Source organism: Ideonella sp. P3_A4 (assembly GCF_056403075.1).
Genome location: NZ_JBFUGE010000200.1, coordinates 1 through 10691, shown reverse-complemented (window position 1 = coordinate 10691; position 10691 = coordinate 1). Strand labels below are relative to the sequence as shown.

At 68.0% G+C, this 10691-nt stretch carries 10 protein-coding genes; 5 read left to right on the top strand and 5 right to left on the bottom strand.

What is annotated here, in order from left to right; all coding sequences use genetic code 11:
* A partial coding sequence (locus tag AC1DYI_RS17805; protein WP_477205466.1) for a DNA alkylation repair protein occupies positions 1-513 on the top strand: 513 nt, incomplete at its 5' end.
* An 80-nt stretch (positions 514-593) separates the two neighbouring features.
* Positions 594-1751 (top strand): serine hydrolase domain-containing protein, encoded by a 1158-nt coding sequence (locus AC1DYI_RS17800; RefSeq protein WP_477205465.1) that lies wholly within the window; start codon positions 594-596, stop codon positions 1749-1751.
* 28 nt (positions 1752-1779) lie between these two features.
* On the opposite strand, the gene AC1DYI_RS17795 is transcribed toward AC1DYI_RS17800, so the two are convergent.
* From AC1DYI_RS17795 to AC1DYI_RS17785, 3 genes are all read right to left on the bottom strand, one after another.
* Positions 1780-3048 (bottom strand): alanine racemase, encoded by a 1269-nt coding sequence (locus AC1DYI_RS17795; RefSeq protein ID WP_477205464.1) that lies wholly within the window; start codon positions 3046-3048, stop codon positions 1780-1782.
* Between the two features lie 2 nt (positions 3049-3050).
* Positions 3051-4442 carry a D-arabinono-1,4-lactone oxidase gene (locus tag AC1DYI_RS17790; RefSeq protein WP_477205463.1) on the bottom strand — a complete coding sequence of 464 codons (1392 nt, stop codon included), beginning with the start codon at positions 4440-4442 and terminating at the stop codon, positions 3051-3053.
* 70 nt (positions 4443-4512) lie between these two features.
* Complete coding sequence (locus tag AC1DYI_RS17785) at positions 4513-4866, bottom strand: c-type cytochrome (protein ID WP_477205462.1); 354 nt, start codon at positions 4864-4866, stop codon at positions 4513-4515.
* Between the two features lie 95 nt (positions 4867-4961).
* Between AC1DYI_RS17785 and AC1DYI_RS17780 the strand changes: the two genes are divergently transcribed.
* Positions 4962-5672 (top strand): TetR/AcrR family transcriptional regulator, encoded by a 711-nt coding sequence (locus AC1DYI_RS17780; RefSeq protein ID WP_477205461.1) that lies wholly within the window; start codon positions 4962-4964, stop codon positions 5670-5672.
* Positions 5673-5798: 126 nt separating this feature from the next.
* On the opposite strand, the gene AC1DYI_RS17775 is transcribed toward AC1DYI_RS17780, so the two are convergent.
* The gene (locus AC1DYI_RS17775) at positions 5799-6884 is read right to left on the bottom strand and encodes an SUMF1/EgtB/PvdO family nonheme iron enzyme (RefSeq protein ID WP_477205460.1); all 1086 of its coding nucleotides are present in this window, start codon (positions 6882-6884) and stop codon (positions 5799-5801) included.
* A gap of 149 nt (positions 6885-7033) precedes the next feature.
* Between AC1DYI_RS17775 and AC1DYI_RS17770 the strand changes: the two genes are divergently transcribed.
* Positions 7034-8875, top strand: a complete 1842-nt coding sequence (locus AC1DYI_RS17770; RefSeq protein ID WP_477205459.1) for a GSCFA domain-containing protein — start codon at positions 7034-7036, stop codon at positions 8873-8875.
* 1 nt (position 8876) lies between these two features.
* On the opposite strand, the gene AC1DYI_RS17765 is transcribed toward AC1DYI_RS17770, so the two are convergent.
* Positions 8877-9590 carry a GntR family transcriptional regulator gene (locus AC1DYI_RS17765; RefSeq protein WP_477205458.1) on the bottom strand — a complete coding sequence of 238 codons (714 nt, stop codon included), beginning with the start codon at positions 9588-9590 and terminating at the stop codon, positions 8877-8879.
* A gap of 32 nt (positions 9591-9622) precedes the next feature.
* On the opposite strand from AC1DYI_RS17765, the gene AC1DYI_RS17760 reads away from it, so the two are divergent.
* Positions 9623-10691, top strand: a 1069-nt coding sequence (locus AC1DYI_RS17760) for a methylmalonyl-CoA mutase family protein (protein ID WP_477205457.1), incomplete at its 3' end; no start/stop codon positions are given.

The following is a 10691-nucleotide window of genomic DNA, read 5'->3' as shown; positions in this document are numbered from 1 at the left end:
GCGCTGTGGGACACGGGGGTCTACGAAGCGCGCATGCTGGTCTCGTTCGTCGGCGACCCGGCCCAGCTCAGCGCCGCGCAGATGGACCGTTGGTGCCGCGAGTTCGACAACTGGGCCTATTGCGATTCGCTGAGCTTCAACCTGTTCGACCGTTCGCCGCATGCCTGGGCCCAGGTCGACAAGTGGAGCAGTCGGCGCGCCGAGTTTGAAAAGCGCACCGCCTTCGCGCTGCTGTGGAGCCTGAGCGTGCATGACAAGCAGGCGGGCGACGAGGCCTTCCTGCATGGCCTGGCGCTGATCGAACGCGAGGCGGGCGACGAGCGCAACTTCGTCAAGAAGGCCGTCAACATGGCGCTGCGCGCGACCGGCAAGCGCAACGCGGCGCTGCGTGCGGCGGCGGTGAAGGTGGCCGAAGGTTTGGCCAAGTCCGGCGACGCGACAGCGCGCTGGAACGGCAAGGACGCCCTGCGGGAACTGACCAGCCCCGCGGCGACGAAGCGGCAGCGGGCCTGAGGTGCTGTGGCCAAAGGCAGGCACCCGACGCGGCGCGTCGCCGGTGCCGATGGTCGACTGAATCCTTGAAAGCAATGCCCATGCTCCGGATCTTCTGCCTCGTGCTGGCCGCCCTGTTTTCGACGGGGCTGTCAGCGCAGCAGCGCCTGACAGAGGCTGAGCGCAGCCGGATCGATGCGGTGTTTGCGCCCTTCGATCGCGATGGCTCGCCGGGCTATGCGCTGGGTATCGTCAAGGCGGGTGAGCTTGTCTTCGCGCGCGGCTATGGCCGTGCCGATCTCGACAACAACATCGCCATCACGCCGAGAACCACATTTCACCTGGCATCGTTGTCCAAGCAGTTCACCGCGGCGGCGGTGGCCTTGCTGATCCTCGACGGAAAGTTGACGCTCGAGACCCCGGTCGAGCAGTTCATTCCGGAGGTGAAGAAGTTCGGCACGAACCTTCGGGTCAAGCACCTCGTCTACTTCACCAGCGGGCTGAGCGACTACACCACGCTGCCGCGCCCGGGTGGTCAGCCCTGGTTCACGTTTCACTACTTCACGGTCGACGACGCCATTGCCGCCACGCTGGGCACCACCGCGCTGAAGTTTGCGCCGGGCACGCAATGGGACTACTCGAACGTCAACTACATGCTGCTCGCCCGGATCGTCGAGCGGGTGAGCGGGATGCCCCTGTCGGCGTTTCTCGAGGCACGCATCTTTGCGCCGCTGGGCATGAAGGATTCGCTGCTCAACGACGATCCGACGACTGTCATTCCCGGGCGCGCCACCGGCTACGCCGACCGTTCGAGCGAGAAGGTCCGACAGGCGCTCAAGTCCGTCGGGGTCGATGTCCGCCAGGGCAGTGGCTATCTGCGCCTGCCCCGCATTTCGCCGCACTACGGCGGCAGCGGCGTTTTCAGCTCGATCGAAGACCTCGCGAAGTGGGACATCAACTTCGACACCGGTCGGCTTCGCGGCCCTTCATTCACTGCGCAGATGCTGCACCGTGAGAAGTTCGATCACGACAAGGACAACGATGCATTCGGCCTGGTGTTCGGGCAAATCGCCGGGCGGCCGATGATCTGGTTCTCTGGCGGGGACGTGGATGGCTCGACGTTCATGGCACGCCTGCCGGACGACCACCTGACGGTGATCTGCCTGTCCAACATGCCGATGGGTGACGCAGAAGGAAAGGTCAGGGATGTCCTGGCCATCTTGCTGAAATCACAGCCGACTGCCGCCCTCGCTCACTGACCAACGGCCACCGGCGGAAGGTACGGCCTTACGCCGAAGCGGGGAAGACCGGCCAGCGCTCCACCGGCTTGCCCTGGTCGATCACGACGATCGCGCCGAACTGCAGGAACACCGCTTCGCTCTGGCGCGGGCGCAGAAAGACCCAGTCGCCCACCGCCAACGGCACCGAGGGCGAGGCCACCATCACCTGCTGGTTCGACGACGCGCCATACAGGCTGCTGGGGGCCACGCCGGTTGGTGACACCGGATCGGCCAGCCAATGGCCACCGTGCATCGCCAGCGCGCGGCGCTCGTTCACGTCCCACCAGCGCGCGAGACTCGACACGGTCTGCGCGCCGATCGGCAGGCGGAACTCGTCCATCACCTTCAGCACCGGCGTTGCGATGAAGGCAGCCGGTTGCAGCTCGGCCAGCGAAGGCTTGTCGAAGTCCGACGGCTTCACCGCCGCCGAGCCGACCGACAGCTCGTTGGGCGCATGCTGGTCGTCGTGCAGGTGGAAGGTCGGCGAGCCGGCGGCGTTGAGCGTCCAGCCCGGCTGCGCGCCCCCCAGGCGCTGCTGCGCCAAGGCCAGCATCGCGCTGTAGCGGCGCTGGGCTTCGGCCTGCGCGCTGGCCCGGTTGCCAGCCAGGTCGGGGATCGCGGCCAGGTGCGCGTCGTAACCCATGAAGCCGGYGAATGGCAGCAGCGGCTCGTCGCGCAGCGTGTCCAGCATCTGCGCCAGCGTCGCCTCGCTCTCGACACCGCCGCGGTGCAGTCCGACGTCGATCTCGATGTTCACCCGCATGGCTTGGCCACGTGCCTTGGCCAGCGTGCGGTACTCGGCCAAGCGCTGCGGTGTGTCGATCAGCCACTGGACCTGACGCGCCGGGTCGAAGCCGTCGCCGCCCGGCTGCTCCAGCGCCCAGCGGGCGGCGGATGCGGGCAGTGGCTTGCCGAGCAGGATGTCGGTGCCGGGCCGTTCCTTGGCGATGAGCGCCAGCTGCGGTGCGTTGAACAACATCGCACGCTGCGTCTGCCACGCGGCCAGGGCCTCGTCGATCAACCCTAACGCCGGAAGCGACTTGACCACCACGCGCAGCGGCAGCTTGGCGTGCGCGGTGCGGCGGATCTGCGCCAGGTTGGCGCGCAGTCGCTGGCGGTCGACCACCAGCATAGGCATCGCCGGCAAGCCGGCCAATGAACCAGCGAGTTGGCTGAAGTAGGCGTCGTGGCCGCCCCCGTTGTCGCCCGGGCGGGCCACCAAGGCGACAGCGGCCGCGGCGGCAGCGCCGCCCAGCAGCAGTTTGCGTCGTTTCATCGTCAAGCCTCGCCGAACATTCGGCGCAGATAGGGGTTGAGCATGCGGCCGGTCGGATCCAGCTCGCGCCGCACCTGCTGGAAATCGTCCCAGCGCGGGTACAGCGCGCGCAGCTCGGCAGCGGTGCGGTCGTGCAGCTTGCCCCAGTGGGGCCGGCCAGCGTGGCGGCGGTAGACCGCGCCGACGTCTTTCACCAGGTACTCCCACGGTTCATCGTGCGCCGCGTGCACGGCGATCGAGCAGCTGTCGCGGTTGTGGAAGGGCGAGAGCCAGGCGTCGTCGCCCGCGATGAAGCGGAACTCGATCGGGAAGAACACGTCGTCGCGCCTTTCCAGCGTGGCCAGCACCTCGCGCAGGCAGGCCACGCCTTGCTCGCGCGGCACGTGGCATTCGCTTTCGTTGAAGCGAGTCGGGCGCTGCGTCGACAGCAACTTCCACGACCAGTCGGTGGCCTCTTCGGTCATCGTCGGGTCGATCRCCTTCTGCGCGACCCAGCGCCGTAGCGAGGGCCAGCGGCCGAACCAGTCGCGCAGCCGCTTCAGGTCACGCAGCACGTCTTCGTCCGGTGCTGGTGGTCGCGCGCGCGGTGATTCGCTCACCTCATCGTGCGTGATCGCCGCGCCGTAGCCGGTGTGCGGCAGCAGATAACACTCGAACTGGTGGTGCTTGGCCGCCAGCGTGGGCACGGCCTGCAGCAGCTCTTCGGTTGGCATCAGCCAGACACGGCGGTGCAGCACGTGACGCGGCCGCACCTTCAGCGTGACTTCGCTTAGCACGCCGAGCGAGCCGAGCGAAACCTGCGCGGYGGCGAACACCTCGGGCCGTTGCGTGCGGCTGCAGACGATGCGCTCGCCGCGCGGCGTCAACAACGTCAATTGCTGCGCTTCGGCATGCAATGCCGGCAGCTTGGCGCCGGTGCCGTGGGTGGCGGTGGCCAAAGCGCCGGCGAGCGTCTGCACGTCGATGTCGGGCAGGTTGCGCAGCGCCAGGCCGACGGCGTCCAGCGCGCGCGAGGCCGCGGCCAGGCGGGTGCCCGCGCCCAAGGTGGCGGTGCCGGCCTGGGCGTCGTGCGCACGCAGACCCGACAGCCGGTCCATCGACAGCAGCGAGCCTTCGGTGGGCACCAGCTGCGTGAACGAATGGCCTGCGCCCACGCAGCGCAAAGGAGCAGCGGCGTTGCGCAACAGGGCCAGCGTCTCGTCTTCGTTCGCTGGGACCTGCCAGGCGGCGGGTTGGCAGCTTTGCAGGCCCGACCAGTTGTGCCAGGCGGGTTTCGCCGCAGGTGGTGGAGCCGAGGCCGGCGAGGAGGCTGGGGCAGCGAGCGCGGACACCGGGCGCAACGCCGCTGCCACACCGGCGGCGCCAATGCCACGCAGCAACGCGCGGCGGCTCATGACTGCTCCCCAGGGCCTGCGGCCCGTCCCTCCGAGAGGGAGCGAGCCCCTTCGGGCGGCCGGACGGGGCTCATTGCGGCACCCCACGCAGGTGGGCGATCAACGTTGTGAAGTCTTCGTCGCTGCACTCGGGGCACCAGCCCATCGGGGGCATGCCGCCTTTGCCCTGGCGCACGCTGGCCACCAGCGCGGGCACGCCGGCCGCTTCGCGCGGGGCCCAGGCTTTGCGGTCACCATGCAGTGGCGCGCCGGTGCCGCTGACCTCGTGGCAACTGGCGCAGGCGCGTTCGTACAAGCCGGCCAGGCGGGTGTCGGCGAGCGGGGCGCTGGCGGCAGACGGGGTATTGACGACGGGCGTGGCGCCGGCCGGTGCTTCCGACTGACGGCCGCAAGCGGCCAGGCTCAACAGCAAGATGGTGCCCATGGCGAGGCGATGCCAGGGTATGTCGGTACAAAACATAGCCATCACTATCGTATAGCCATGACTAGAATTCCACCCGGGGACAACCCTGAACCCACATGCCCCGATCTGCCGACCCGACTGCCCGCCGCGCACCCGCCAAGCCCCGCCCATCGGCGCAGGCCAAGGGCGCCGCCGAGTCCGGACCGGACCTGCGCCCCAAAGCGGTGCCGCGCCAGGGCCGGGCGCTCGAGACCTACGAGCGAATCCTCGGCGTCGCGGCCGATCTGTTGGGCGAAGTCGGCGTCGAACGCTGGTCGACCAACCTGGTCTGTGAACGCGCGGGGCTGACGCCGCCGGCGCTGTACCGCTACTTCCCGAACAAGTACGCGCTGCTGCACGAGTTGGGCGAGCGCCTGATGGCGGTGCAGAACCAGCTGCTCGAAGCCTGGGCCACGCCCGAGACGATGGCGCAGCCGCGCGCGCGGCTGGAGGCCAGCGTGATGGAGTTGTTCATGCAGACGGTCGAGGTGACCGTGGCCGCACCGGCGGGCGTGTGGATCACCCGTGCACTGCGCGCGGTGCCGGCGCTGCAAGAGGTGCGTATCTCCTCGCACCGGCATGTCAGCGGCATCATCGAGCAGGCCTTCATGGCCGCGCACCCGCAAGCCGAGCGCGGCGACGTGCAGATCTTCGCGCGACTGGCGATCGAAGCCGCCTACGCGGTGCAGGAAATGCTGTTCGATGACCCGACGCTGGACCCGATGGTCGTCGGGCGGATGCTGGCGTCGATGATCGCGGGCGAAGCCGTCAAGCTGCGCAAATCGTAGGTCTTTGCGCGAATCTCCCGGCCCGGTGCAGCCCGGGCCTCATCAAGTGGCGTGCGCGGATCCGGCTATGCCGGTCCGCTGCGCGAGCCCCCTCGGGGGGCAGCCCCCGGAAGGGGGTGTGGGGGCCTATATCGCAGCGCTGCGGAAACCCCAGAAGCGGTCGTTGCGGTCGGCTGGCATCGCCAGCGTGGCGGGCTGCTGACGCAAGCGCGGTGCGGTGGCGAAAGATGCGCCGATCAACTGCGGCGGTGATGCGGCCGGAGTGCCCGACTCATCAACTGACTCGATCGAATCACCGCGAACCCATTCCCAGACCTCGCCCCACGCGAAGCCTTCATCGGCCTGCTGCGCAGCGCGCCACTCGCTGGCGCTGAGCAGCCGGCGGCCAGCCCAGCGGCACCAGGCTTCAGCCTCGTGCACGCTCAGGTGCATGGCCGGTTGCGTCAGGTCCAGCGGCACCCAGCGGCCGAAACGCGCGCGGCGCAGGGCCTCGCCATCCTCCGGCGTGGGCAGGTGGCGAGGGCGGGTCAGCCCTGCGCGCTTGCGCCAGTCCCAGCCCTCGGCGGACCAGAACTCGCGCTCGGTGTAGCCGCCCGCATCGACGAAGGGCAGGTAGCGGGCCCATGAGACCGGGTAGGCGTCGATGGCGGCTGGTTCGTCGGACGCTGGCGGCAAGGCGGCCGGGTCGTCAGCCGCGGCGCCGGGGTTGATGCCCAGCGTTTGCGCAATGCCGAGCCAGTCCTCATGCAAGCGGTCTTCGGCATCGAGCACGCGGGCGAACAAGGCCAGCGCCGGCGCGCGGCGGGCGGCCGCGGGCAGCAGGGCCAGGCTTTGCTCGCGCGTGCGGCGCGCCCAGTCGAGCAGGGCGGCGGTGGCCGGCAGCGGCTGGTTCCACCGCGCGGGCTGGTTGACGCGGCGGTCGTCGAACCAGGCGTCGGCCTTCGGCAGCAGCGCCAGAGGCGCACGGGGCGTGGTGGCGTCGTCCAAACCGGTCATCAGGCCCGGGTGGCGGCTGATCCACCAGCCCTCGAGCCAGGCCAGGTGGCCCAGGTCCCACAGCGGTGGGCTCAGCTCGGGCAGGTAGCGCGGCAGCGCGTTCGGGCCGATGGCGGTTTGCAGGTGATGGAACAGCGCGAGGCTGTGGTCGCGGCTGGTGCGCAGTGCGGCGGCCAGCGACGCGGTGGTCCAGGTGGGTTCGGTGGCAGAGGTCATCATCGGTTCGGCAAGAGGCGCGAAATTATCGCGGCCCGGCTGACCGGGCCYGCCCGATGAGCAATCGGCCAAATCGGCGGTCTACGCCGCGGCATTTCGGCCGATTGCCCGGCCACGGGTTGGTGACACTGGGACGGCGAGGACCGACCATGCACCCACTCACCCATCCGTACAGCGACCTGCCCGCCAAGGCTTTCTGGAAGACGGCGGTCGCCGATCGAGCCGACCCGCAGCCGTTCGCCGGTTTGTGGACGCCGCGGTTCGATATTCAGGCCAGTACACGCTTCGCCACGGCGGGCTCGTGCTTCGCGCAGCACATCAGCCGTTGGCTGCGCTCGCACGGCTATTCGTGGGTCGATACCGAGCCGTCTCCTGCAGGCCTCTCGGATGCCGAGATCGAGGCCGGTGGTTGGGGCGTCTTCTCGTTTCGCACGGCGAACATCTACACCGTGGCGCAGCTTCAGCAATGGGTCTCGTGGGCCTTAGGTGATGCGACGCCGCCAGATGAGGTGTGGGAAGACGGCGGCCGGTACTTCGACCCCTTCCGGCCCACGATCCCGGCCGGCGGCTACGCGACGGCGGACGAGGTGCTGCAGGCTCGCGCCCACACGCTGGCGTGCATCCGCGATGCCTTGTCCCGGATCGATGTGCTGGTCTTCACGCTCGGTTTGACCGAGGGCTGGGAGCATGTGGCGGGCTATGCCTACCCGATGTGCCCTGGCACGGTACGCGGCCAGTTCGATCCCGCCTTGCATCGGTTCGTGAACCACAACACCAGGGATGTCGTCAGCCGCCTGAATGCCACGCTGAACCGGCTGCGCGAAGTGCGCCCCGGCATGCGCTTTCTGTTGACGGTTTCACCCGTGCCGCTCACGGCCACGGCGTCGGGCGGGCATGTGCTGACCGCGACGATGCATTCGAAATCGGTGTTGCGCGCGGCCGCAGGTGAGCTGGTGTCGCGCCGCGACGATGTCGACTACTTCCCGTCGTACGAGATCATTGCCGGGCTGCAAAGTGGCGGCCGCTTCTACGAAACCAATCTGCGCTCGGTTCGGCCCGAAGGGGTCGAGTTCGTGATGCGCCATTTCGCGGCTGGCTTGGGCGTGGCCGAGCAGGGCGACGAAGCCAAGGTGCCCGTCCCGGCGCCGATAGCCAAAGCGTGCACGGAGCCCGCTGCTTCAGACGACGACGGCGAGCTGAGCTGCGAAGAGGCCTTGCTCGAATCGTTTGCCCGCTCCAGCGACGCGGTGGTGACGGGCTCTGCTCGCCTGTGCCTGCTTGGCGACAGCCACATGACCTTCTTTTCCCGCGCCTTGCAGCGGCGCGGCGTCGAGCATGTGGGCAACATGATCATGCGCGGGTCGGCCTGGTACAAGAACCAGTTCCACCTCGACCCGGACGAACTCTTCGTGCCGCTCGAAGGCGCGAAGTCGCGCCAGATCTGGTCCGGCATGCTGCCGTTCTTCGCGGCGGACTACCCGGTGCCGATGGCCGAACGCGTCGTCATCTCGAACATCGGGCTGCACACCCATGTCGCGGCCAAGCCGTTCGCGCAGTGGGTGGAGAGCGAGTTCCGCGATGGCATCGTCGACATCGAGAAGGCCCTGGCCTACTACCGGCGCACCAACCGCGAACGGCTGCGTGTGATCGAAGCCGTTCTCGCGCGCGGCTTCCGTGTCGTGGTGCTGACCGACCCGCCGATGCAGTCGCGCAGCCCGAAGATGCAGCCGTACGTGGTGAGTATCGAGGCCTACGAATCACTGGCGCGGCACGTGCTGGCTGAGCTGGGCTGCGAAACCTACTCGGTCCGAGAACTGATGGGCGTGAGCGGCTTCGACGGCGGTGAAGCGCGCTACTACCGGACCGATCTCGACGAGAACGGCAACGTCGACTGGATCCACGGCTGCGAGGCCTGGTATGACGGCGTGCTTGACGCGCTGCTGCCGCTGATCGAGGCGGCACCGGCCGAAGCTGAAGCCTTGGCGGCCTGACTCAGCGCGCCGGCGCCGCAGCCGGCGTGGCGGYGGCCAGCCCGTTGGTGAAGTGCTCGCGCATCAGGCGGGCGGCCTGGTCCGGATGGCGCGTTTCAAGCGCCTGCATCACGGCCCGGTGTTCTGCGAGCGATTCGGCGATCCGCCCCTGCTTGAACAGCGAGTGGTGGCGGTTGAGCTTCATCACCTTGCGCAGGTCGCCGACGATCTGGCTGCGCCAGCGGTTGCCGGCAATCGCCAGCAGCCGAAGGTGGAACTGCTCGTTGACGGAAAAGAACGCGTCGCGGTGGCGCGTCTGCTTTTCGAGCTTGTCGTGCAGCGCGCGCAACTCGGCGATCTCGCCGTCGCTGGCGCTTTCGGCCACCTCGGCGGCGGCGTCTGCCTCCAGCAGACCGAGCAGGCGGTAGACCTGCTGCACGTCGGCCGCTGACATCTCGGTGACGTAGGCGCCGCGCCGCATCTTCATCGTCACCAGGCCTTCGACAGCCAGCACCTTCAGCGCTTCGCGCATCGGCGTGCGGCTGATACCGTATTCCTGCGCGAGCTTCAGCTCGTCGATCCAGCTGCCGGGCTCCAGCTCGCGGTTGAAGATCTGCTCGCGCAGGCGCTCGGCCACCTGCTGGTACAGGGCGCGGGGGGCGAGCGAAGTGGCGGCTTCGGGCACGGGTGGTTTGATTGTCAGATCGGTGTCAAGCTTGAATTCATAATTATGCATAACGTATCATGCGTGGCAAGCAGGAGTTTCCGATGAGTGATTCGAAAGAGTTCGCCCCCGCCACGCTGACCCAATGGGAAAAGGCGGCGGCCAAGTCGGCGCCCGGTGGCGACGTCGGCGCGCTGAACTGGGTGACGCCCGAGGGGCTGACCGTGAAGCCGCTGTACACCGCGGCCGACACGGCGAACCTGCCGCATGCCAATACGCTGCCCGGCTTCGAACCTTTCATCCGCGGCCCACAGGCCACGATGTACTCGGTTCGGCCGTGGACGATCCGCCAGTACGCCGGCTTCTCGACCGCCGAAGAATCGAACCGCTTCTACCGCAAGGCGCTCGCCGCTGGCGCGCAGGGTGTCAGCGTCGCGTTCGACCTGGCCACCCACCGGGGCTATGACTCGGACCACCCACGCGTGACCGGTGATGTCGGCAAGGCCGGTGTCGCGATCGACTCGGTCGAAGACATGAAGATCCTGTTCGACAGCATTCCGCTRGACAAGGTCAGCGTGTCGATGACGATGAACGGCGCGGTGCTGCCGGTGCTTGCGGGCTACGTGGTCGCGGCCGAAGAGCAGGGCGTGTCGCAAGACAAGTTGAGCGGGACCATCCAGAACGACATCCTCAAGGAGTTCATGGTCCGCAACACCTACATCTTCCCGCCCGAGCCGAGCATGCGGATCATCGGCGACATCATCGAGTACACGGCGCAGAAGATGCCGAAGTTCAACTCGATCTCGATCTCCGGCTATCACATGCAGGAAGCCGGTGCCAACCAGGCGCTGGAGCTGGCGTTCACGCTGGCAGACGGCAAGGAGTACGTGAAGACCGCGCTGGCCAAGGGCCTGGACGTGGACGAGTTCGCCGGCCGCCTGAGCTTCTTCTGGGCGATCGGGATGAACTTCTATCTTGAGATCGCGAAGATGCGCGCGGCCCGGCTGCTGTGGACGCGGATCATGAAGGGCTTCAACGCGAAGAACCCGAAGAGCCTGATGCTGCGCACCCACTGCCAGACCTCGGGCTGGAGCCTGACCGAGCAAGACCCGTACAACAACGTCGTGCGCACGACGATCGAGGCGATGGCCGCGGTCTTTGGCGGTACCCAGT

Excerpts from the sequence above, each read along its gene's own strand:
- AC1DYI_RS17800 (WP_477205465.1), top strand. The coding sequence starts at position 594 with ATGCTCCGGATCTTCTGCCTCGTGCTGGCCGCCCTGTTTTCGACGGGG.
- AC1DYI_RS17785 (WP_477205462.1), bottom strand. The coding sequence starts at position 4,866 with ATGGGCACCATCTTGCTGTTGAGCCTGGCCGCTTGCGGCCGTCAGTCG.
- AC1DYI_RS17780 (WP_477205461.1), top strand. The coding sequence starts at position 4,962 with ATGCCCCGATCTGCCGACCCGACTGCCCGCCGCGCACCCGCCAAGCCC.
- AC1DYI_RS17775 (WP_477205460.1), bottom strand. The coding sequence starts at position 6,884 with ATGACCTCTGCCACCGAACCCACCTGGACCACCGCGTCGCTGGCCGCC.
- AC1DYI_RS17770 (WP_477205459.1), top strand. The coding sequence starts at position 7,034 with ATGCACCCACTCACCCATCCGTACAGCGACCTGCCCGCCAAGGCTTTC.